The sequence below is a fragment of the Sphingomonas arabinosi genome, from assembly GCF_036663715.1.
In the GTDB taxonomy this organism is placed as follows: domain Bacteria; phylum Pseudomonadota; class Alphaproteobacteria; order Sphingomonadales; family Sphingomonadaceae; genus Sphingomonas.
Genome location: NZ_JAXOJN010000009.1, coordinates 22425 through 43370 on the forward strand (window position 1 = coordinate 22425; position 20946 = coordinate 43370).

General features: G+C 62.8%; 22 protein-coding genes and 1 tRNA gene. 10 read left to right on the forward strand and 13 right to left on the reverse strand.

What is annotated here, in order from left to right; translation table 11 throughout:
* Positions 1–227 precede the first annotated feature (227 nt).
* Positions 228–536 (reverse strand): 30S ribosomal protein S10, encoded by a 309-nt coding sequence (gene rpsJ / locus U1708_RS14615; RefSeq protein ID WP_007406109.1) that lies wholly within the window; start codon positions 534–536, stop codon positions 228–230.
* A gap of 446 nt (positions 537–982) precedes the next feature.
* Between rpsJ and U1708_RS20735 the strand changes: the two genes are divergently transcribed.
* A complete protein-coding gene (locus U1708_RS20735; RefSeq protein WP_443030059.1) occupies positions 983–1207 on the forward strand; it encodes an endonuclease domain-containing protein in 225 nt (74 codons plus the stop codon).
* Between the two features lie 741 nt (positions 1208–1948).
* Here the strand turns inward: U1708_RS20735 and tuf are convergent.
* The 5 genes from tuf to U1708_RS14640 form a co-directional block, all read right to left on the reverse strand.
* Positions 1949–3142 carry an elongation factor Tu gene (tuf, locus tag U1708_RS14620; RefSeq protein ID WP_031393767.1) on the reverse strand — a complete coding sequence of 398 codons (1194 nt, stop codon included), beginning with the start codon at positions 3140–3142 and terminating at the stop codon, positions 1949–1951.
* Between the two features lie 214 nt (positions 3143–3356).
* Positions 3357–5453 (reverse strand): elongation factor G, encoded by a 2097-nt coding sequence (fusA, locus tag U1708_RS14625; protein WP_307083473.1) that lies wholly within the window; start codon positions 5451–5453, stop codon positions 3357–3359.
* Positions 5454–5576: 123 nt separating this feature from the next.
* Positions 5577–6047 (reverse strand): 30S ribosomal protein S7, encoded by a 471-nt coding sequence (gene rpsG / locus U1708_RS14630; RefSeq protein WP_055872660.1) that lies wholly within the window; start codon positions 6045–6047, stop codon positions 5577–5579.
* A 49-nt stretch (positions 6048–6096) separates the two neighbouring features.
* Positions 6097–6468, reverse strand: coding sequence for a 30S ribosomal protein S12 (gene rpsL, locus U1708_RS14635; RefSeq protein ID WP_010164594.1), 372 nt, complete (start codon positions 6466–6468; stop codon positions 6097–6099).
* Positions 6469–6879: 411 nt separating this feature from the next.
* Positions 6880–7893 (reverse strand): alpha/beta fold hydrolase, encoded by a 1014-nt coding sequence (locus U1708_RS14640; RefSeq protein ID WP_332746566.1) that lies wholly within the window; start codon positions 7891–7893, stop codon positions 6880–6882.
* Positions 7894–8050: 157 nt separating this feature from the next.
* On the opposite strand from U1708_RS14640, the gene U1708_RS14645 reads away from it, so the two are divergent.
* From U1708_RS14645 to nusG, 3 genes are all read left to right on the forward strand, one after another.
* Positions 8051–8127: transfer RNA gene (locus tag U1708_RS14645), tRNA-Trp, on the forward strand.
* A gap of 555 nt (positions 8128–8682) precedes the next feature.
* Entirely contained in the window at positions 8683–8880 is a 198-nt protein-coding gene (gene secE / locus U1708_RS14650) for a preprotein translocase subunit SecE (protein ID WP_056047594.1), read from the forward strand.
* A 13-nt stretch (positions 8881–8893) separates the two neighbouring features.
* Positions 8894–9430: a transcription termination/antitermination protein NusG gene (gene nusG / locus U1708_RS14655; protein ID WP_055872668.1), complete on the forward strand. Its 537-nt coding sequence runs from the start codon at positions 8894–8896 to the stop codon at positions 9428–9430.
* 294 nt (positions 9431–9724) lie between these two features.
* Here the strand turns inward: nusG and U1708_RS14660 are convergent, their stop codons facing one another.
* Genes U1708_RS14660 through U1708_RS14670 form a run of 3 tightly spaced genes read right to left on the reverse strand, consistent with a single transcriptional unit; the run spans position 9725 to position 12268 of the window.
* On the reverse strand, positions 9725–10318 hold the full coding sequence (locus tag U1708_RS14660; protein WP_332746567.1) for a hypothetical protein: 594 nt from the start codon (positions 10316–10318) through the stop codon (positions 9725–9727).
* Between the two features lie 11 nt (positions 10319–10329).
* Positions 10330–11487: a M48 family metallopeptidase gene (locus U1708_RS14665; protein ID WP_332746568.1), complete on the reverse strand. Its 1158-nt coding sequence runs from the start codon at positions 11485–11487 to the stop codon at positions 10330–10332.
* A gap of 1 nt (position 11488) precedes the next feature.
* Positions 11489–12268, reverse strand: coding sequence for a hypothetical protein (locus U1708_RS14670; RefSeq protein ID WP_332746657.1), 780 nt, complete (start codon positions 12266–12268; stop codon positions 11489–11491).
* A gap of 548 nt (positions 12269–12816) precedes the next feature.
* Between U1708_RS14670 and U1708_RS14675 the strand changes: the two genes are divergently transcribed.
* The 6 genes from U1708_RS14675 to rplL all read left to right on the forward strand — a co-directional run bounded on the left by U1708_RS14675 (position 12817) and on the right by rplL (position 17337).
* Complete coding sequence (locus U1708_RS14675) at positions 12817–14058, forward strand: EAL domain-containing protein (RefSeq protein ID WP_332746569.1); 1242 nt, start codon at positions 12817–12819, stop codon at positions 14056–14058.
* Positions 14048–14332, forward strand: a complete 285-nt coding sequence (locus tag U1708_RS14680) for a YegP family protein (protein WP_332746570.1) — start codon at positions 14048–14050, stop codon at positions 14330–14332. The genes U1708_RS14675 and U1708_RS14680 overlap by 11 nt, the downstream gene beginning before the upstream one ends.
* Before the next feature lie 198 nt (positions 14333–14530).
* Entirely contained in the window at positions 14531–14962 is a 432-nt protein-coding gene (gene rplK, locus U1708_RS14685; protein WP_031392847.1) for a 50S ribosomal protein L11, read from the forward strand.
* 4 nt (positions 14963–14966) lie between these two features.
* Entirely contained in the window at positions 14967–15659 is a 693-nt protein-coding gene (gene rplA / locus U1708_RS14690) for a 50S ribosomal protein L1 (RefSeq protein ID WP_332746571.1), read from the forward strand.
* Positions 15660–16382: 723 nt separating this feature from the next.
* Entirely contained in the window at positions 16383–16898 is a 516-nt protein-coding gene (rplJ, locus tag U1708_RS14695) for a 50S ribosomal protein L10 (RefSeq protein ID WP_055879768.1), read from the forward strand.
* Between the two features lie 64 nt (positions 16899–16962).
* Positions 16963–17337, forward strand: a complete 375-nt coding sequence (rplL, locus tag U1708_RS14700) for a 50S ribosomal protein L7/L12 (RefSeq protein ID WP_056047577.1) — start codon at positions 16963–16965, stop codon at positions 17335–17337.
* 295 nt (positions 17338–17632) lie between these two features.
* Here the strand turns inward: rplL and U1708_RS14705 are convergent, their stop codons facing one another.
* The 4 genes from U1708_RS14705 to U1708_RS14720 all read right to left on the reverse strand — a co-directional run bounded on the left by U1708_RS14705 (position 17633) and on the right by U1708_RS14720 (position 20632).
* Complete coding sequence (locus tag U1708_RS14705; protein WP_332746572.1) at positions 17633–18475, reverse strand: hypothetical protein; 843 nt, start codon at positions 18473–18475, stop codon at positions 17633–17635.
* Positions 18472–18690 carry a helix-turn-helix domain-containing protein gene (locus U1708_RS14710; RefSeq protein WP_332746574.1) on the reverse strand — a complete coding sequence of 73 codons (219 nt, stop codon included), beginning with the start codon at positions 18688–18690 and terminating at the stop codon, positions 18472–18474. Before U1708_RS14710 ends, U1708_RS14705 begins: the two co-directional genes overlap by 4 nt.
* Positions 18690–19205 (reverse strand): DUF2975 domain-containing protein, encoded by a 516-nt coding sequence (locus tag U1708_RS14715; protein ID WP_332746575.1) that lies wholly within the window; start codon positions 19203–19205, stop codon positions 18690–18692. Before U1708_RS14715 ends, U1708_RS14710 begins: the two co-directional genes overlap by 1 nt.
* An 80-nt stretch (positions 19206–19285) precedes the next feature.
* The gene (locus tag U1708_RS14720; RefSeq protein WP_332746576.1) at positions 19286–20632 is read right to left on the reverse strand and encodes a hypothetical protein; all 1347 of its coding nucleotides are present in this window, start codon (positions 20630–20632) and stop codon (positions 19286–19288) included.
* Between the last annotated feature and the right edge of the window lie 314 nt (positions 20633–20946).

The following is a 20946-nucleotide window of genomic DNA, read 5'->3' on the forward strand; positions in this document are numbered from 1 at the left end:
TTCCGGAGCGAGCTCCATGATGCGTCCACCTGACCCCATCCCCGGCAAAGGCCCTGAATGGAGTCGGTTCAACCCGGTAAATACGAAACGTGCCCCCGTCCCGGGCTGGTGCTCCTGCAAATGCGGAAGCGTAACGGGGGACGCTGCCCCGTCGGTTTTCACCGACGGCGGTATCCCAATGTCGAACGACGCGGGACCGTTACCGGTCGACCGCGCCGCGCCAGCCCTTAGGCGAGCTTGATCTCGACGTCAACGCCAGCGGCGAGGTCCAGCTTCATGAGCGCATCGACCGTCTGCGGCGTCGGCTGGACGATATCCAGCATACGCTTGTACGTGCGCACCTCGAACTGCTCGCGCGACTTCTTGTCGATGTGCGGGCCGCGGTTCACGGTGAACTTTTCGATGCGCGTCGGAAGGGGAATCGGACCGCGGATGAGCGCGCCGGTGCGGCGTGCGGTGTCGGCGATGTCGCCAGTGGCCTGATCGAGCACACGGTGATCGAACGCCTTCAGACGAATGCGGATATTGCTGTCCATAGTCCCTACCGATGCGAAAGAGCGGGCCCGTTTCCGGGCTCTTGCTGGTTGATGTTTAAACCGAAGGCGGGCCATTACGGGAGAGTCGGTTGAAATGCAACCGGGGGTTGCGGGTTTTCAGGCGAGGCCACTATCGAAGGACGCCCTGCCCTCCCCCTCCGTCACCTTCGGTGCCACCTCCCCCTAGCGGGGGAGGATTGTAGATGTCGACGCTTCGCCGCTAAGATCGCCCCGCTACTTGATCCTCCCCCGCCAGGGGAGGTGGCACGCGAAGCGTGACGGAGGGGGAGGCAAGCGATGCGGCTCGAAGGATCCCTACCCGGCCGCAACAACGCCAAGCGCTTGCGAAAACAAATGACTCCTCCTGAGATAGCCTCTGCCTGGCGTTCCGAGGCAACGAAGAGGGCCTACGATTCCGAAAGCAACACGCCGCAGACCCCTACGTCCTGGACTTCTACTGCGCTACAGCCCGACTCGCGATCGAAGTGGACGGCGAAGCCCACAACCACAGCAACCGCCTCGAACAAGACGCAGCGCAAGACGCATGGCTAACAGCCCAAAACATCCAGGTCCTCCGGTACCCAGCCCGCGAAATGCTAGCCAAACTCGACGACGCCGTCCGCCAGATCACGTCCGTCGCACTCCAACGCCGAACCACCATCGAAAGCTAATCGCCCCCACCCCCTTCGACGCCTCCGGCGCCACCTCCCCCTAGCGGGGGAGGATTTGCGGGCTTTCCAATACTCTCCCTGATTGCACCACAAATGCCGGTTTTGCCCGGCCAGCTGCCGTCAAGAATTCTGCAAGAGCTGTTCGGTATCCGTGATGGTCAAGCCGTTCAATTGTACCAGGTATAGAATACCACCCAAATCTTTGTAGCTGAACTGGCCTGGCCAGCTAAGACGTACACTAGCTACTTTACCAGACCTCTCGACCGGGCCCGCGCTCCATGAATGCGGCTGAGATGTAAGTTGCTTCAGCACGTTGGATAACGTCGCTATTGGTCCGGACAACGTGAGCGCTTGCCTGGATTCGGGCAAGGCAGCTTCAGCTAATAGCGCTTCGGGCGGCCAAGACTCAGTCAATCCCACACCCGTTGGGGTCGGTAGAGCAGCTAGCATCGCGAGAGTTATGCTCTTCATTACGAAAGTCTGCACCTAGGTGCGGATGTTTGCAATTGGGCAAGGGCAGATGCCACGAGTAAGCACTTGGCAGCCCGCGTTGCCTGATCGCGTACAACGCGACGCTTGAGCGAAGTCGTGGCTGCATCGCTTCGTGCGCCGCGGACTTCCCCCACGCGTTTATCTGCCTACCCCACACCGCTCCCACATCCAGCACACTTAAACACAAAAAAGCCCGGCCTCTCTTGCGAGAAGCCGGGCTCTTCGATCAACTCCCGAAGGAGAGGATGGTTACTTGTCGATCTGGCTGACGACGCCTGCACCGACGGTACGGCCGCCCTCGCGGATCGTGAAGCGCTGGCCCACGTCCATGGCGATCGGTGCGATCAGCTTGATGCCGAGCGACACGTTGTCGCCTGGCATGACCATCTCGGTGCCCTCAGGCAGCTCAACGGTGCCGGTCACGTCTGTCGTACGGAAGTAGAACTGCGGGCGGTAGTTGGCGAAGAAAGGCGTGTGACGGCCACCCTCTTCCTTCGACAGCACGTACACTTCCGAGTTGAAGTCGGTGTGCGGCTTGATCGTGCCTGGCTTGCAGAGCACCTGGCCACGCTCGACTTCGTCGCGTGCAACGCCGCGGATCAGCGCGCCGACGTTATCGCCAGCCTGGCCCTGGTCGAGCAGCTTGCGGAACATCTCGACGCCCGTGACCGTGGTCTTGCGAACGGTCGGGTGGATACCGACGATCTCGACTTCCTCGCCAACCTTGACGATGCCGGTCTCGACGCGGCCGGTGACGACCGTACCACGACCCGAGATCGAGAACACGTCCTCGATCGGCATCATGAACGGCTTGTCGAGCGGACGCTCTGGCTGCGGAATGTAGTCGTCGACAGCCTGCATCAGCTCGGTGACGGCGTCAGCGCCAAGCTTCTGGTTCGAACCCGACAGTGCGCAGGTAGCCGAACCCTTGATGACGGGGATGTCGTCGCCCGGGAAGTCGTACGAGCTGAGCAGCTCGCGGATTTCCATCTCGACCAGCTCGAGGATTTCCTCGTCGTCGACCAGATCGACCTTGTTCATGAACACGACCATTGCGGGCACGCCGACCTGGCGTGCGAGCAGGATGTGCTCGCGGGTCTGTGGCATCGGGCCATCGGTCGCCGAAACGACGAGGATCGCGCCGTCCATCTGGGCTGCACCGGTGATCATGTTCTTCACATAATCGGCGTGGCCCGGGCAATCGACGTGCGCGTAGTGACGGTTGGCCGTCTCGTACTCGACGTGTGCGGTCGAGATCGTGATGCCGCGCTCGCGCTCCTCGGGAGCCTTGTCGATGTTGGCGAAGTCGACGGCGGTACCGCCGGTCGTCTCTGCCAGAACCTTCGTGATCGCAGCGGTGAGCGACGTCTTGCCATGATCGACGTGACCGATGGTGCCGATGTTGAGATGCGGCTTGTTCCGCTCAAATTTTGCCTTGGCCATTGTTTCCTACCTTCTGATTCGTATTCCGGTGCCACCCCGGGAACCGCGCGAACGCGGCCCAATAGCGGCTGTTAAAGCGTTGCGCCAGCCCCTGCCTTGCGAAGGGGACCGACACGGAAGTGAATTCCGTGTCGTCGGACCTCGAGCAAGCCCGAGGCCGGCCGGCCTTGCGGCGTCTCGGAGCTAGGTTGCCCTAGCTCCGTGCGCCTTCGGCTTACGCCAGCTTAGCCTTCACCTCGTCAGCAACGTTCTGCGGCACTTCGTCATAGTGCGAGAACTGCATCGAGTAGTTCGCGCGACCCTGCGTGAACGAACGGAGCGAGTTCACGTAGCCGAACATGTTGGCCAGCGGGACCATCGCCTCAACCGTCTGTGCGTTGCCGCGGCTGTCGGTGCCCTGGATCTGGCCACGACGGCTGTTCATGTCGCCGATGACGTCGCCCAGATAATCCTCCGGGGTGACGACTTCGACCTTCATGACCGGCTCGAGCAGCGTGATGCCCGACTTCTGTGCGACTTCGCGCATCGCGCCACGGGCACAGATTTCGAACGCCAGCGCCGACGAGTCGACGTCGTGATACGCGCCGTCATACAGCACGATCTCGAAATCGATGATCGGGAAGCCGACCAGCGAACCCGACGCAGCGGTTTCGCGGAAGCCCTTCTCGATCGCCGGCAGATATTCCTTCGGAATGTTGCCGCCCTTGATCTCATCCTTGAACGTGATGCCCGAACCGCGCTCGCCCGGCGTGACCTTGACCTTCACGCGACCGAACTGGCCGGTACCACCCGACTGCTTCTTGTGCGTGTAGTCGACGTCGACCGGCTTCTTCAGATACTCGCGATACGCGACCTGAGGAGCGCCGACGTTCGCCTCGACCTTGAACTCACGCTTCATGCGATCGACCAGAATCTCGAGATGGAGCTCGCCCATTCCCTTGATGATGGTCTGACCCGACTCGGGGTCCGACGAAACGCGGAACGAAGGATCCTCGCGTGCGAGACGATTGAGCGCGACGCCCATCTTCTCCTGGTCGGCCTTGGTCTTCGGCTCCACCGACAGCTCGATCACGGGCTCGGGGAATTCCATCCGCTCGAGGATGATCGGTGCGTTCATCGCGCAGAGCGTGTCACCGGTCGTGGTGTCCTTGAGACCCGCGAGAGCGACGATGTCGCCAGCGAAAGCCTCCTGGATATCCTCACGGCTGTTCGCATGCATAAGCAGCATGCGACCGACCTTTTCCTTCTTGTCCTTGACCGAGTTGGTGACCTGCGATGCGGTCTCCAGCTTGCCCGAATAGATGCGGGCGAAGGTCAGCGTACCGACGAACGGATCGTTCATGATCTTGAACGCCAGTGCCGAGAACGGAACCTCGTCCGACGAAGGACGCTCGTCCGGCGTCACGCCGTCGAGCTTCAGACCCTGGATCGCGGGAACGTCGAGCGGCGAAGGCAGATAGTCGACCACGGCGTCGAGCAGGGGCTGGACGCCCTTGTTCTTGAACGCCGAACCGCAAACGACCGGCACGAACGCCATGCTCAGCGTACCCTTGCGGATCAGCGCCTTGAGATCGGCAACGCTAGGCTCGTTGCCTTCGAGATACGCCTCCATGAGGGCATCGTCCTGCTCGACGGCCATTTCGATCAGCTCGCTGCGATACTTCGCGGCCTTGTCGGCCAGATCCGCGGGGATCTCGGCATATTCGAACTTCGCGCCGAGCGACTCTTCGAGCCAGATAATCGCGCGGTTCTCGACGAGATCGACGAGGCCCTTGAAGCCGCCTTCCATGCCGATCGGGAGATACAGCACGGCCGGGCGCGCGCCGAGGCGCTCGATGATCGAATTGACGCAGAAGTAGAAATCGGCGCCGGTCCGGTCGAGCTTGTTGATGAAGCACATGCGCGGCACGCCGTACTTGTCGGCCTGGCGCCACACGGTCTCGGACTGCGGCTCGACGCCGGCAACGCCGTCGAAGCATGCCACGGCACCGTCGAGCACGCGGAGCGAACGCTCGACTTCGATCGTGAAGTCGACGTGCCCAGGCGTATCGATGATGTTGATAAGGTGCTCTTCGCCCTTACCTTCTTCGGCGCGCCACTTGCAGGTGGTCGCAGCCGACGTGATCGTGATCCCGCGCTCCTGCTCCTGCTCCATCCAATCCATCGTCGCGGTGCCTTCGTGCACTTCGCCAATCTTGTAGGACTTGCCGGTGTAATAGAGGATGCGCTCGGTCGTCGTCGTCTTGCCGGCGTCGATGTGCGCCATGATGCCGATGTTACGGTAACGGTCGAGCGGATGGCTGCGGGCCATGATCGTGCTTCCTTAAGGATATGGGGAGCCGAACGTGCCGGCTCCCCAATATATAGGTGTTTGCGTTACAGGCGAAAGACCGCCCGTGACGCGGTTACCAATGCTAGTCTTCGAAGCCCGCTTTTACCAGCGGTAGTGCGAGAATGCACGGTTGGCTTCCGCCATCCGGTGCGTATCTTCACGCTTCTTCACCGCGTTGCCACGGTTGTTGGCGGCGTCCATCAGCTCGCCCGACAGCCGTGCGGCCATCGTGTTCTCGCTGCGCGAACGCGCCGCACCGATCAGCCAGCGGATCGCCAGCGCCTGTGCACGCTCGGGACGCACTTCGACGGGAACCTGGTAGGTTGCACCACCGACGCGACGCGAACGAACTTCGATGCCCGGCTTCACGTTGTTGAGCGCATCATGGAAAACGCCGATCGGATCGCGCTTGGCGCGCTGCTCGACGGTTTCGAACGCACCGTACACGATCAGCTCTGCGACGGACTTCTTGCCGTCCAGCATGACGCTGTTCATGAACTTCGACAGAACCTCATCCCCGAACTTGGGATCAGGCAGGATGACCCGCTTTTCGGGACGACGACGACGTGCCATTTTGTATTCCTTCTAAACTTCAGCCGTAGTGATCAGATACCTGACCGGCTTACTTCGGACGCTTAGCGCCGTACTTGGAACGCGACTGACGCCGGTCCTTCACACCCTGTGTATCGAGCACGCCGCGCAGGACGTGATAGCGAACACCGGGAAGATCGCGGACACGACCGCCACGGATCAGGACAACCGAATGCTCCTGAAGATTGTGGCCCTCGCCCGGGATGTAGCTGATGACTTCGCGCTGGTTGGTCAGGCGAACCTTGGCCACCTTGCGCAGAGCCGAGTTCGGCTTCTTCGGGGTCGTCGTGTAGACGCGCGTGCAAACGCCACGCTTCTGCGGATTTGCTTCCATCGCAGGGACCTTCGACTTGGCCTTCTGCGGATCGCGGCCCTTGCGGACCAGCTGGTTGATCGTCGGCATTGAAGCCTTCACCTTTCAAGTGGTTACTTTGCTGGAGCCATGAGGCGCCTGAGAATACAAAAAGGACCCTATGAAGTGAAAACGCTCCTCAGGCCCTGGAATGCATCCAGCAATGTTCAAGCATGCCCGGCGGGAAAGACTCCCGAAGAACAGGGCGCGCCTATAGGTCAGGACGGGGTCGGGGTCAACGGGGCGGAATCAGCTTGGGTGGCAGGCAGAGGATTGGTTTCAGGGGGATACGAACGCCCATGCAACTCCGTCGACCACCCTTTCTAATCCTCCCCCGCAAGGGGGAGGTGGCATCGAAGGTGACGGAGGGGGAGAAACACGCAACGGCTGTAACCCGTCCCTTCCCCTCCGTCCGGCAAGCGCCACCCACCCCCCTGGCGGGGGAGGATCGCGCGGCTCCCCCTACCGCGACCGCGTCCCGAGCACGGCGAGCAACGTCTTCTCGAATCGCGCAGGATCCTCGACCTGTGGCGAGTGGCCCAGCCCTTCCAGCATCACCAGATTCGCATTCGGCATCTGCTTCACAGCGCGCGGCGCGACCGCCGGAATCGCTTCCAGGGACTTGCGCAGATTCGCCGGCGCCTGCGCACGGCCGAAGGCGGTCCTGTCGAGCGTGCCGATGATGAGCGTGGTCGGCGGGGTGATCCGGTAGAGTTCGTGCGCGACCGGCTGCGTCTTGATCATCTCGCTGGTCTTAGCCTGGGCGAGCGCAACGGTGTCGCGGCCAGCCCCCTGGTACATGCCGGCCTGCATCCAGACCCAGCGGTCGTAGGACGGCTTCCATACGCCGTGATAGTAGTTCTCGAGCTGGTACGCCTTGATCGACGCGTAGCTCGTCTTCTTCTCGCCCGCCCAGAGCGTATCGACATCGGTATAGGGCACCCCCTCTTCGCCGCGATCCTTGAGACCGAGCGGATTGACGAGCACCAGCTTCTCGACCGACGCCGGGTAAAGAATCGCGTACCGTATCGCGAGCATGCCACCCATCGAATGCCCGACGATCGTCGCCCGCGTGATCCCGCGCGATTCGAGCAGCCGCTTGGTGAACGTCGCCAACATTTCGAAACTATACTGCGCCGCGCGTGGCTTGGACGATTTGCAGAAGCCGATCTGGTCGGGAACTATCACCCGGTAGCCGACCTTGCTCAGCGCCCGTACGGTGCTGCCCCAGGTCGCACCGCAGAAATTCTTGCCGTGCAGCAGGACGACCGTGCGGCCGTTGGGACGCTGCGGCGCAATATCCATGAAGGCCATCTGCGCAGGCGCGCCGACGATATCGACGTCCATCGTCTGAACCGGCCACGGATAGGCGAAGCGTTCGAGCTGCGGCCCGAGGTCCGGCGCCTGCGGTACCGGGCCCGCCCCCATGAGCAGCGCCGCGACCGGCAGCGCCAGCGTCATCAATCCCGCCTTCATACGATTACGCTTTCATACATCCAATGAGACGGCTCCGGGGTTAGCGAGCAAACAGCGGATCGTCCAACGCGTGATCGTCGCGATCATGGTTCCCGAACGAATTGCACGCGAGACGCTTGCCCTTCCCGAAAACGCTGGGTAAGGGGCGCGTCCGTGTAGGAGTGTAGCTCAGTTGGTTAGAGCGTCGGTCTCCAAAACCGAAGGCCCTCGGTTCGAATCCGAGCACTCCTGCCACCCCCTTTAAATTTCGGTCAACATTGCGGTATTCGCGCTCGCCGTTTTCCTGCGTCCATTGCGATTGCAGAAATTGCATTCCTTGATGCATATTGCGCACTTGAGAAATCATCTGCTGCGATGCACAACACTCAAGCCTTTCAGGCATCCTCTCCTAAAAACTTTTACGGCCGGTCTTGTACCGGCCTTTTTTTTCGTCCGCGTTCGGCGTACAGGCTGTGTGCCGTCGTCAAGCCGAACGATAAATAGAAACCGTGGGAGCGGAGCCGCCGGTCAAACCGGCACCGGCAAGACGATCGTGCGGGGGATCGAGTGACCCAAGCGCTCTCCCCCGCCACTTCTTTGCCCATGCGCCACTTCTCTGGCCCTCGCCTGCCATCTACGGGCATGCTCGCTCCCCCCTCCTGCCGCGCACTTGCTTTCACCACGAGCGGAAGCTATCTGCCGCGCTTCCGACAGCGAGGACGGACCTGCCGCCGCACCCCTTCACAGGGAGCGGCTAGTGGGTCTATGCCTCGCATCTCAGTTTCTCAATCAGCGGGTTCGAAGAACATCGTGGCGAAGACGTCCCCCCTCGAATTCATCCAGCAGGTCCGCAACGAGACCGCGAAGGTCACCTGGCCGACGCGTCGCGAGACGGTCATGACCGGCGTGATGGTGGTGATCATGACGACGATCCTCGCGCTGTTCTTCCTGGGCGTCGACTCGATCCTGCAAGCGATCGTCTCCGCCCTCCTCAAACTCGCTCAGTAAGCAAGGTTCCGTCATGGCGCGCTGGTACATCATTCACGCCTATTCGGGCTTCGAGGGCAAGGTCCGCGACTCGATCATGGCCGAGGCGACCCGGATGGGTCTCGAACAGCTCGTCGAGCAGATCGAAGTCCCGACCGAAACCACCACCGAGGCCCGCCGCGGCAAGAAGATCGCGGTCGAGCGCAAGTTCATGCCGGGCTATGTGCTTGCCAAGCTGAACATGAACGACGACGTGTATCACCTCGTGAAGAACACGCCGAAGGTCACCGGCTTCCTCGGCAGCATGGGCAAGCCGCAGGCGATCAGCGAGGCGGAAGCCACGCGGATGCTGAACAGCAAGGAAGAAGCCGCCGCTGCGCCCAAGCAGAAGGTCAAGGTCGACTACGAGATCGGCGATCAGGTCAAGGTCCTCGACGGCCCGTTCGCGACCTTCAACGGCCTGGTGGAGGAACTCGACTTCGACCGCAGCCGCGTCAAGGTTTCGGTGTCGATCTTCGGGCGTGCCACGCCTGTGGAGCTGGAATTCGAGCAGGTCGAACGCAGCAAGTAAGGCCAAGCCGGACGCGATTAGCCAAGGGCTAATCGCGTGACGGCGCCAGCCCGGCCGGCGGGCCACCGGCCCGACCGACGACGCGCGATTTACTCCCGCGTCGCGCTTTGGGGGGCGCTAAACACATCCCCGCTCTGCTACGTCATCCTGACGAAAGTCAGGATCCAGAGTTACGGAACGCGGAACTGCTTTGCCCTGGGTCCTGACTTTCGTCAGGATGACGGGTCGGGGCAGACGCCCCGACCCCAGGAATGCCGTTAGCGAGGCGACGCCCAGCCAACAGACCCGCGCGCCTCAAAACCGAACGCTATCTGCAACGACCTGAGCCGCCGCAACGCTACGGTCGTAATAATACAAGCTCGGCGCCTCGTACGTCACCAGATACAGCTTCCCGCCGACCACCGCACCGCGTGCTTCGCCGCGGCGCTGCAGCGTCTCGTTCTGTTTCGAAAACGTGTACGTAAATCGTACGCCCTTGTTACCGGCGAACTGTATCGGCGCGATCGTGTCGATCGCCATCGACGACGCGTCGCGCGCGATCCGGTAGCTGTTCTCGAGCAGCACCGGGATATCGGTGATCAGCATCGTCGCCGAGACCTTCGGCAACGGCTTGTTCTTCCTGTCGATCTCGCGGAAAAGCGGCCTGCCAGACTCGATGCCACCATAGAAGCTCAGGTCGTTCAGGTCGTCGCCGTCCTGCGTCCAGGTTTCGGCGTTGCGACCGGGCCGTTCGGACAGCTTGTTCCACTCCGCGCCCGGCTGCACGGTCATCGTCGACTTGGCGACGGCGATGCGTTCGCCGGCGAAAATTAGCTTGTTGCCAGCCGCAACGGGGGCCGAGAGCGAGAGCGTTGCGACCGCGGCAAGCATTGCGAGGGTCTTGGACATGGTCATCCTTCTTACGAGATCAGCGTGGCGATTAGTGCGGCGTCGGTCGCGGCCGGCTTGAGGCGGAGATAGTTGGCGAGCGCAGCCTGACCCTCGGCAACGCGCTGGCTGCGGAGCAACGCCAGGCCCAGGCCGCGATATGCCTCAGGTGGCGCGTCGCCCTTGCCGACCGCCTCCTGGTAAAACTGCGCGGCGCTGACGAGATCGCGGGGATTGCCGCGCTCGCGGTACAGGTCGCCGCGGGCGCACAGCAGCGGCGTCGTCCAACCGGTACCGTCCGCCAAAGTGGCGAGCAGATACTCGCTGCCGCCGAAATCGTTGAGCTTGATCTGGTCGTTAAGGAATATCGGCAGCCACTTCGCCATCGCCGTCCGATGCGTGTCGACGACTGCGGGCTTGACGTCATGCGCCTCGATCGACGCGGCGCGGAGATAGGTGGCACGCGCGAGATCGGTCGGATGAGTGGCGAAGACACCGGCGACGTATTTGTGTTGCGCCCTGCCCCTGCGGCCGATCGCGGTCGCATCGGCCTCGCCCATGACGTGCTCCCAGACATCCGCGGCGGCCGACGACGGATATTGCGAGCGCGCGAGATACTGGAAGCCCGTCATGTCGGCCTCGCGTTCCTGATCGCGGCTGAAGGCATACATCTGGCCGATCATGGCATATCGGATGTTACCGCTGTTGCGGACGAGGATCGAAGCCCACGCCATCAGGTCGGTGCCAGTGCGGTGGCTCTTGAAGTCCTTAAGCGAATGCCGGAGTTCGAAATGCCCGAACTCGTGGCCGAGGATCGCGCCGAGTTCCGCTTCGTTGCGGACACGAAGCAGCAGTCCGGTCCACACCACCATTGCGCCGTTGGGCGTCATGAACGCGTTGAACGCCGGCACCTCGTCGATATAGAGCCGAACCGATCGGCACCGGTCCTCCCCGACGGTCCGGCACAGCACGCCGCGGACATAGGCGTTGAGCGCCGGATCTTTGACCAGCGACCGGGAGTCGCGCTGCACCCGCTCGCGCTCGTCCGCCTCCATCCATATTCCGCGCTCATCGACCGTCGTCGGGGTATAGGCTTGCGTGTAGGTCGGTAGCGGCGGGCGCTTGTCGGCAGCGAGCGCAGACGTACCGATCGCGGTCGCGAGCAGAAGCCCGACCATCGGGATCCGCATGTCAGTGCGCCGAAGCGATGGGGGGAGCGGCTGCAACGGCAGTGACCGCCACCGTAGCTTCAACCGGCTTACCCGGGAAACCCTCCAGCAACTGCCGCACGCGCTTGTCGGCGCCCTCCGCGTCGCGGACATCGCCACCCATCTGCATGTCGGCGTTCAGCCAGACCAGTTCTCCCGTACGCAGATCGACCAGCCCGGCGAATCCCTTGTGGACCCCCGCGGTGACGCCGACCCGCGCCATCGCCGCGAACACCTGCAGCACCTTCCGCCCGGTCGAACCGAAATGATCCTCCGTCGTAATGAATAGCGCGTAATCGGCCATTTCGAGACCGGGGAGTGTTCGAACGTCGGGGCCGAGCCCCCATTCGAACTGGTCTTTGCGCTTCTTGGTCGGCAGGCGGTTACCCTTGAAGAACTGATACTCAATCACCGACGACGCGACCGCCCCGAACAATTCCTGATACTCCGCGACCTTGGCCGAACTCGCGCCGACCGGCTCGACATACCCGACGACGCTGTTGCCGAGACCAGCCTGCGCCTTGGCAAGCGCCGCGCCGATGTTTTCCTTCGCCTGATCGGTCCAGTCGGCGTTCGGCTCGTACATCCCGCCGGTCGACTGCGCGCCGACCCGGATCGAAGGTCGCATCAATACGATCCGCGCAGTTCCCGGCTGCAGTACGAAACCAGGCTTTATTCCCGTTTTCTCCTGCGCGTGCGCAGGCGCGGTCGCCGCAATCACGACCATCAGCGCGACAAGCATCGCGCGGCACAAAGCGATCATACCCACCCCTGTTCTGGATGCCCCCATCCGGTTTCCGGCAATACTATAAGTCTCGCCCGCCGCCTGCCGATAGCTATTCGGTTCAAAACGACTGCTATCGCGCTTCGTCGCCGGCCTCGCGTTTAGCGGCCGCGTCTCAAACACCATAATTAAGCGTTTTGGCCAACTCCGTTATCAAACGGAGAAACTGGGCCAGATATAGGCAGACAACACATCAACACGCCTACTTGGATCTCGGACCCACCCAGATGTAAAAATATATTTCAGATCGGCCCTACTACGAGCCGGCTTTTCGCGGTCGTAGATTTGTTAATTATCATCGGGTTGGCGCAGGCATGCCAATTTGCCCCGAACACCGTGGACTACTTTCACATCAAATTAACCATCATCGGTCATACTACGCTAACATTTGTAAGACAGTCCGCGTACAAGACGTCGGGTAGTTAACAATACGCGCCCCGAATATGACGTCCCGCGTATCCGGCAAACTCTATCTAGCTTAACGCGCATGCAACCGTATTCAGCGATCCGCCTACAGGAAATGACTGATGCCCTTGACGAACACGGCCCTTAAAACATCGCACATCCACAGCGATCACTTGCGCTCGGGCAATGTAGGGGCTCGCCCTTCTCCGGATGCGATCGAAGTCGGGCATCGCATCTTGTTTCTTGATATCGAGAACGCGGCGGCTAATGGCATTCATCGTCAACTCGAAGAGATGGGCCACAAAACCGCATGGATCGGCCTGCCCAGCGAAGAACGTGCAGGGCTCGCGTTTCAGCCTGACCTGATCGTGATGAACCCGGACGCTTCGATCGGCAATCGTCACGCGTTCATTGCCTTGTTGGACAAAGAACAGTTTTCCGGGACGTTGACGCTGTTGCGCCCAAGCGTGCATTTTCGGGATGCCATCGCCTTGGCGGAACAGTCCGGCATCGATCATGTCGACTGGTTGAACGCGCCCTTTACCGCGCAGGACATTGCCGACCGGCTGCCAGACATTGCCCGGCAACCACATGACGGCGACATCGGCGACCGTCATTTCCTGTCGTGGCTGATCCAGCAAGGCCGCCTGCTGCCCAATCTCACGCACGAATTCCATGAGAAACGCAGCCTGCACGACGACAGCATCGCCGGCTACGAAACGTTGACGCGGTTGCGCAATCGGCCGTCGCTCAACCCCGAGCACATCTTCGCGCCCTCGACGATCCTCTCCCTGGCGATCGCGGCGACGTTGCTTGCCGTAGAAGCCGCAGCGCGCCTACTTGCGGCGTTGGAAGCCGAAGGCAGGCCGGTGCCGGTCGCGGTGAATTGCAGCGCCGCGGTGCTAGCGCATCCGGATTTCATCGCCGCGCTGCCGATCCTGCTACGTCGCCATAACGTCGCTCCCGGTATGCTGGGGATCGAACTTACCGAAATCAGCTATTCGGGGCTTGATGGCCGCTTGCTGGAAAACATGCACGAGCTTGGAACGATGGGCATACCGGTCTCGCTCGACGACTTCGGCAAGGGCGCGACCAACTTCGACCGCATCTCCGACCTGCCTGTTTCCGAGGTCAAGATCGACAGGAAGATCTTCCAGAAGTGCCTGAAGGGCGAGTTTCCCGCATCGCTACTGAAGGAGATCATCGATTACTGCCGAAGCCGGATGATCGGAACCGTGATCGAGGGCATCGAGACCGTGGACGATCTGGCCCTGGCAAAATCCCTCGGCGCAGACTGTGGGCAAGGTTTCTACTGGGGAAAGCCCGTGCCGCTTGAAACGATCGTACCCCGTCATGGCGCCTGACAACAGGTTCGGCCGCTTTATCGGCCAGACACTCGACGAGGCGGAGCCCGTTGCTGCGAGCCCGGTCGAAGACGAGCGGTCATCGATGCGACTGGAAATCCGTGAGGTCGACGGGCTCGACCTTGCGCCACCGCTCGTCCTGACAGGTACGTGGGCGTGGCTGCTGTTCCACGACGCGGGCGAACTGATCAGCTATTCCGACGGCTACGCCACGCGGTCGGCGTGTTACGCCGCGGCCAAGCAGATCGCTTGGCCTGTCGACGTCTTCGAATAGCGCGGCACGTCGGCGCGGAGTATTGCCTCCAAGGCACCGCGAACGCTAGTTGCCGCCTCGCGCGTTTTGGTCTATGCGCGCCAGCTTCCACCGTAATTGCTGGAAATCTGCGGGAGGTCGCCGAGAGGTGGCCGTCATCACCGCTAGACTCACCGGGTGGCTCGCTCACGCGTTCGCCGCCCTCATAAAGAGAGTGACATGGCTAAAAAGATTACCGGATACATCAAGCTGCAGGTCCCTGCAGGCGAGGCAAAGCCTGCGCCGCCGATCGGGCCTGCGTTGGGTCAGCGCGGCGTGAACATCATGGAATTCTGCAAGGCGTTCAACGCCGGCACGAGCGAACTGAAGAAGGGCATGCCGATTCCGACCGTCATCACGGTCTATGCGGATCGCTCGTTCTCGTTCGAGACCAAGACCCCGCCTGCCTCGTACCTGATCAAGGAGGCCGCTGGTCTCAAGTCGGGTTCGAAGGAGCCGGGCAAGGTCGTCGCCGGCAAGATCAAGCGCTCGCAGCTCAGCGAGATCGCCACGACGAAGATGAAGGACCTCAACGCCAACGATATCGACGCTGCGACGAAGATCATCGAAGGCAGCGCCCGCGCAATGGGCCTCGAAGTGGTGGAGGGCTGAGATCATGGCTAAGCTGAGCAAGAAGCAGAAGGCCGTCACGGTCGACCTCGTCAAGCTGCACGGCATCGACGAGGCCATCGGTCTCGCACGGTCGGGCGCCACGTCGAAGTTTGACGAGACGATCGAAATCGCGCTGAACCTGGGCGTCGATCCGCGTCACGCTGACCAGATGGTCCGCGGCGTGGTGACGCTGCCCAAGGGCACCGGCAAGACCGTCCGCGTCGGCGTGTTCGCCCGCGGCGCGAAGGCTGAAGAGGCTCTCGCAGCCGGCGCGGACGTCGTCGGCGCCGAAGACCTGATGGAAATCATCCAGGGTGGCACGATCGATTTCGATCGCTGCATCGCGACCCCGGACATGATGGGCATCGTCGGTCGCCTCGGTAAGGTGTTGGGTCCGAAGGGCCTGATGCCGAACCCGAAGCTCGGCACGGTGACGATGAACGTCGCCGCCGCGGTTCAGGCAGCCAAGGGCGGCCAGATCGAATACCGCGTCGAGAAGGCCGGCATCATCCATTCGGGCATCGGCAAGGCGTCGTTCCCAGCGGAAGACCTGCGCGCGAACTTCGACGCACTGGTCGACGCGGTGGTCAAGGCCAAGCCGACCGGCGCCAAGGGCAAGTACGTCCAGAAGGTCGCGATCTCGTCGACCATGGGTGCGGGTATCAAGGTCGATACGGCTGAGGTTGCAGGCGCGTAAGCCCGAGCCGCACGGGGTTAGCGCGAGCTAATTCCGAGACGGCGACAGGCCGGCGGGCGCGGTTCTACCGCGACCGACGAGGACGGGATTTAATCCCGTCCTGCCGCTAAGAGACAGAAAAGGGCCGGGAGCGATCCCGGCCCTTTTTGCGTCCGCGCTACTTTGGCCATTCACCAAGGATCACTCACCCACCCACTCCCGTCATCCTGACGAAAGTCAGGACCCAGGGTTACGGACGGTGCCCCATGTGGCTCTGGGTCCTGACTTTCGTCAGGATGACGCGGGTAGCGCGTAGTCGGCGCCAACGACTCCAAGGCTTGTATCCCGACAAAGGCTTGTTTCCCCGCGAAGGCGGGGACCCAGACTGGGCTCCCGCCTTCGCGGGAGAACAAGGAAGCGCGCGTGCGTTCGAGATCACACGCGCCAACGATCACGCGCGCCACCCCGACCACACAAACTTGACTCCCCCGCCAATTCCGCTAAGGCGCACCTTCGTTCGGCGGGCTTGCTCGTCGAACTCCGTCCGAGACAGTGGGTGCACAGGGTTTGCCAGTGCTTAATCTCCCACCTAGACGGGGAATGAGATTTTGTCGGCCCATCTGCGTGCTGCCCTCTCCCATGCCCCATCGACGAGACACCCCGGAAGCGCGGGTTTGTCTGCGCCTCCGGTTAGTAACCGGGTCCACTACCTAAGCGGTGAACTCGTAAAACGTGGAGAATGGCATGGATCGTGATCAAAAGACCGCGGCCGTAGCCGAGCTGAACCGCACCTTTTCCGAGGTCGGCGTCGTCGTTGTCACGCGCAACCTCGGCCTGACCGTCGCACAGTCCACTGTGCTGCGGAACAAGATGCGCGACGCCGGCGCGACCTACAAGGTCTCGAAGAACAAGCTTGCCAAGATCGCAATGGACGGCACCGACTACAGCTCGCTGGGCGACATGCTCACGGGTCCGGTCGGTCTGGCCAGCTCCATCGATCCCGTCGCGGCCGCCAAGGTGGTCGTGGAATTCGCGAAGACGAACGACAAGTTCGAAATCGTGGGTGGGGCGATGGGCGCGACGACCCTCGACGTCGACGGTGTGAAGGCGCTCGCAACGCTGCCCTCGCTGGACGAACTGCGTGCCAAGATCGTTGGCCTCATCGTGGCACCCGCCACGAAGCTGGCAACGATCACGCAGGCTCCGGCAGCGCAGCTCGCGCGCGTGCTTTCCGCCTACGCGGAGAAGGAAGCCGCCTGATCTTGCAGGCCTTTCGTTACCTTTTTGAACTGATGGGGCATGAGCCCCGAGATGGAGATTTATCATGGCAGACCTGAACGCGCTCGTTGAGAGCCTGAGCGAACTGACCGTTCTCGAAGCAGCTGAGCTTTCGAAGCTGCTCGAAGAGAAGTGGGGCGTTTCGGCCGCAGCAGCGGTCGCAGCACCGGCAGCAGGCGGCGGCGCAGCCGCTCCTGCAGCAGAAGAGCAGACCGAATTCGACGTCATCCTGACCGGCGACGGTGGCAAGAAGATCAACGTCATCAAGGAAGTCCGTGCGATCACCGCGCTCGGCCTGACCGAAGCCAAGACGCTGGTCGAGTCGGCTCCCAAGGCCGTCAAGGAAGGCGTGTCGAAGGACGAGGCCGCCAAGATCAAGGCGCAGCTCGAAGCAGCCGGCGCGACCGTCGAGGTTAAGTAAGCCGCAGCGAGAAAGACGATTTAGCTTAGGCTAAATCGCACTTCCGCAAGGCCGGCCGGCGGTGCCTGCACCGACCGACGAAGCAGGGGCTTTGCCCCTGCTGGCCGCAGCTAAGAAAAAGGGCGGCCCCAGCGATGGGGTCGCCCTTTTTCGTATGCGGGAAGATCACTCCGTACACCCCACCCCGGCGAAGGCTGGGGCCCAGTTGAGAAACGGGGGTAGCGAAACGCTGCACGCTATCACGCTGGCTTTCCCGCCTGGGCCCCGGCCTTTAGCCGGGGTAGCACCGTGAGGATCAGACTGTCCGAGCTTCAAACTGTGCCGCGTCGAGCGTCCGCTTACTCACCACACCCAGATCGCGAGGCCGCACGGTCCAGCCCTGCCAGGTCAGCCCGGTTCTCGACCCGACGAACAACGCAGACCCGACCAGGCCTGCGAAGAGCCCGACCCACAGCGCATCGAAGATCATCAGCGCCCAGACGATCGGCAGCGGCTGACCCAGGGCCAGTTTGTGGTTCACCATGTGCAGCAACTGCGACGGCGCAAAGGCGATGGCCGCGAGGACGCAGAGCAGGATCGCGGCGGGCAGGAGCGAGGTCATCGCCCGCTTTGCCGTCACCGATCGGTCTTCCAGCAACGCGCCGACGACGTAGATCAGAATACCCGCCTGAATGACCGCCGAGACGATCTTGAACGGAATGCCGATCGCAAGCGACAGACCTTGCTTGCCCAGCCATTCGAACGGCAGCGCCAGTGCGTAGCCGAGCAGCAAGCCACCCACGACCTTGACCAGAACAAGCGGCGGCGCGAGCAGCGTGCGGCGGACGGACCCGACCGACCAGAATCGCGCGGTGGCGAGAATGGCGATGATGAACCCAGCCACCTTCACATAACCAAAGCTCCAGCGCAGCGGATCGTTGGCGAGCGCGCGGAACCGGTCGACTGAGTCGAACATCCCCAGATGGATCTCGCCGATATGTTGCAGGAATTCCGGCACGACGGCGATCGCCAGTATGAGCGGCGCCATGACGACCATATGTCCGCCATGCCGATAGGTCTCGACCATCGCTCGCCCGACGCTGCGGAGCGCACCAAGGATTCCCACGTCCGTCCGGCGTGTGTTGTCACCCTCGGTCATGCTTCTTCCCCCTCTTGCGTGAAACTCAGGATCTCGCCCGGCTGGCAGTCGAGCACGCGGCAGAGCGCCTCGAGCGTCGAGAAACGGATCGCTTTCGCCTTGCCGGTTTTCAGGATCGACAGGTTCGCCATCGTGATGTCGACGGTCTGCGACAGCTCGGTCAACGTCATGCCGCGAGCGGCGAGCACGGCGTCGAGCGTGACGATGACGGGCATCAGACGGTCATCGCCAGATCGTCGCGCATCGCCGCGCCGAGCCGGAACACGCGGGCGAGCACGAAGATCATCACCACGCCGATCCATCCGGTGAAGCCCGGAACCCACGTCGCATGTTCGACGCCGATGCGGTCGAGCATCAGCACGATTGCGCCGAAGACGAGGTCCAGCACCTGGATAGCGCACAACGCCCAACCGATCCTCTGAAGCCGGTCGGCATTGGCGACGACGAACGGATCACCAGCGCGCACGGTCTCGACGATCGCCAGCAGGCGACTGAAAAGCTGGTAGACGGCAGCGCAGACAGCGATGCTTATTACCGCAACGATGCGGAGGTACGCGATCGTCTCGGCGACGTGCTGGCCGTGATATTTGGTGGAAATCTGGGTTGTGAGCGCGTCGCCGAACACGAACGACAAGATGATCGCGATTACGAAACCGATAGCGACCACCAAGTTCAACCAGTGCGCAAACCGTACAAGTCCGCTTGCGATGCCTAGAAATCGATCCTGCATGCCACCCTCCGCTTATCGAAAAACGATATGTATCGTTTATCGATAAACGTCAAGCGTGCGGTTTCTGCTGTCCGGTGCCCTTAGCGTTCGAACTCGGCACCGTGGGGGCGAGCGGCGACGGTCGTGAACATGCGCGCGGGCGCGTCCAGCCAGAACGGGGCGAGCTTGGCGGAGTCGACGCGTTCGATGCCGACGACCCAGGCGCGGGCCGTCTGTGCGTCGTCGCCGGCGGTGGCGTAGAGGATGTTGGTGGCGACGACGGGGACGAACATCGGGCGGTTGGCGGCGGTCATCGTCTGGATCGCGTCGCGCGCGATCGCCACGACGGTGCGGATGGTGCGCGATTCGCCGGGTGCCAGCGCGAAGGGCGGCGTGGCCGGGCGACCGATCGGGGCGGCATTGAACCGGGCGAGATCGGTGTCCCGGCCTGCGTGCGCGGTCAGGAGGGCGACGCCAGTGCGGACCGCCTCGGCTGGCGCAGTGCCGGCGTTGGTGACGACGAGTTCGCACTCGACGGTGGCGCTAAGGAGGTTGAGGCCGGCGCGCAAGGGGCGGAGATCGCAGGTGACGCGGGCTCGGGGGGCCGCTGGCGGCGGCGGGGGTGTTTTTGCACGGGGTTCGAGGAATTTCGGCGCAGCGATCGCGGTCGTGGGGACTGCTGCGACGGCAGGTGCTGCTGGCGTGGCTTTTGGCTCCACGGGGGTGGCGGCGGCGGTGGCGGCGGCAGCGGCTGGACGCGCAACGGGTTCGGGTGCCGCGGGCTCCGGTGTTGGCTCGGCGAGGGTTTCGGGCTCCATCTGATCCTGACGACGGCCACGAGGTTTGCGGCGGAGTACCCACAGTGCGGCGAGCACCACGACGATGACGGCGAGCGAGAGCCAGAGCGGCATCGCCCTGCTCGTCTCCGGCGCGGCGATCGTCGGTTGCGAGGTCGGCGCGGGCGTCGCATCGGGTACGGTTTGCGGCGCGGGCTGCGGGGCTGCATCGGTAACCTGTGCCTCGGTCGGCGGCGGGGCCACCGTTGGCTCGGGTGCAGGTGTCGCTACCGGGGCAGGCTCGGCCGAGGTCGACGACCGCGCAGTGTCCATGGCGCTGCGGGTCGATGTTTCCGGTTCGTTGCGCGCGGCGGGACGGTCGGCGGCGGTCTTTGCCGCATTGGTCTTTGCCGCATTGGTCTTGTCGGTGGCAGACTTATCCGTAGGGCGCGGGCTCGGCGAGCGCTGGGGCGTCGGCGTCTCGGTGGGCAGGACGATCTTCGGCGCGTCGGGGATCGGGACGGTCGCGTTGGTCTGCGGCGCGGGGTTCGCCAGCCCTTCCAGTCCGCGAACGGGCGCGGTCTGCTCGGTCTGCGCCAGCGCCGGGCTCGCCGATGCGAGCATCGTCATGGTGGCGAGCAGGGCAGCCAAGGCCCCGCGGTCGGTCGTCATCGTCGAAAATCCCCTGCGCGCGGTCGTCGCGTCGTTGTGGGCGGGGGAGGCTGAACACGGCCCTACGGCAACCCGCGATGCGACGAGGCGCGCCTGGGTAGCGGTGAGACGTGGCTGGGGTTGTGGTGGGGGTGGCCGATCGGGGGCGGTGTGGAGCTAGTCGATGTGTTGCTTTTGGCGCGCCGTGGGCGCCGAAGTAGCGGACACACAGCTGCGGTTTCGCGTGCCTCCCCCTCCGTCTGGCAAGGGCCAGCCACCTCCCCCTGGCGGGGGAGGATCGACCAGCCACCCCTTCTGGCGGGGGAGGATCGAAA

Excerpts from the sequence above, each read along its gene's own strand:
- rpsL (WP_010164594.1), bottom strand. The coding sequence starts at position 6,468 with ATGCCGACGATCAACCAGCTGGTCCGCAAGGGCCGCGATCCGCAGAAG.
- U1708_RS14665 (WP_332746568.1), bottom strand. The coding sequence starts at position 11,487 with ATGCGGATCCCGATGGTCGGGCTTCTGCTCGCGACCGCGATCGGTACG.
- rplA (WP_332746571.1), top strand. The coding sequence starts at position 14,967 with ATGGCTAAGCTGAGCAAGAAGCAGAAGGCCGTCACGGTCGACCTCGTC.
- U1708_RS14715 (WP_332746575.1), bottom strand. The coding sequence starts at position 19,205 with ATGCAGGATCGATTTCTAGGCATCGCAAGCGGACTTGTACGGTTTGCG.
- U1708_RS14720 (WP_332746576.1), bottom strand. The coding sequence starts at position 20,632 with ATGACGACCGACCGCGGGGCCTTGGCTGCCCTGCTCGCCACCATGACG.
- U1708_RS14680 (WP_332746570.1), top strand. The coding sequence starts at position 14,048 with ATGGCGCCTGACAACAGGTTCGGCCGCTTTATCGGCCAGACACTCGAC.
- nusG (WP_055872668.1), top strand. The coding sequence starts at position 8,894 with ATGGCGCGCTGGTACATCATTCACGCCTATTCGGGCTTCGAGGGCAAG.
- fusA (WP_307083473.1), bottom strand. The coding sequence starts at position 5,453 with ATGGCCCGCAGCCATCCGCTCGACCGTTACCGTAACATCGGCATCATG.
- tuf (WP_031393767.1), bottom strand. The coding sequence starts at position 3,142 with ATGGCCAAGGCAAAATTTGAGCGGAACAAGCCGCATCTCAACATCGGC.
- U1708_RS14710 (WP_332746574.1), bottom strand. The coding sequence starts at position 18,690 with ATGCCCGTCATCGTCACGCTCGACGCCGTGCTCGCCGCTCGCGGCATG.
- U1708_RS14640 (WP_332746566.1), bottom strand. The coding sequence starts at position 7,893 with ATGAAGGCGGGATTGATGACGCTGGCGCTGCCGGTCGCGGCGCTGCTC.
- U1708_RS14670 (WP_332746657.1), bottom strand. The coding sequence starts at position 12,268 with ATGATCGCTTTGTGCCGCGCGATGCTTGTCGCGCTGATGGTCGTGATT.
- rplL (WP_056047577.1), top strand. The coding sequence starts at position 16,963 with ATGGCAGACCTGAACGCGCTCGTTGAGAGCCTGAGCGAACTGACCGTT.
- rpsJ (WP_007406109.1), bottom strand. The coding sequence starts at position 536 with ATGGACAGCAATATCCGCATTCGTCTGAAGGCGTTCGATCACCGTGTG.
- rplJ (WP_055879768.1), top strand. The coding sequence starts at position 16,383 with ATGGATCGTGATCAAAAGACCGCGGCCGTAGCCGAGCTGAACCGCACC.
- U1708_RS14675 (WP_332746569.1), top strand. The coding sequence starts at position 12,817 with ATGCCCTTGACGAACACGGCCCTTAAAACATCGCACATCCACAGCGAT.
- U1708_RS14660 (WP_332746567.1), bottom strand. The coding sequence starts at position 10,318 with ATGTCCAAGACCCTCGCAATGCTTGCCGCGGTCGCAACGCTCTCGCTC.
- U1708_RS14705 (WP_332746572.1), bottom strand. The coding sequence starts at position 18,475 with ATGACCGAGGGTGACAACACACGCCGGACGGACGTGGGAATCCTTGGT.
- rplK (WP_031392847.1), top strand. The coding sequence starts at position 14,531 with ATGGCTAAAAAGATTACCGGATACATCAAGCTGCAGGTCCCTGCAGGC.
- rpsG (WP_055872660.1), bottom strand. The coding sequence starts at position 6,047 with ATGGCACGTCGTCGTCGTCCCGAAAAGCGGGTCATCCTGCCTGATCCC.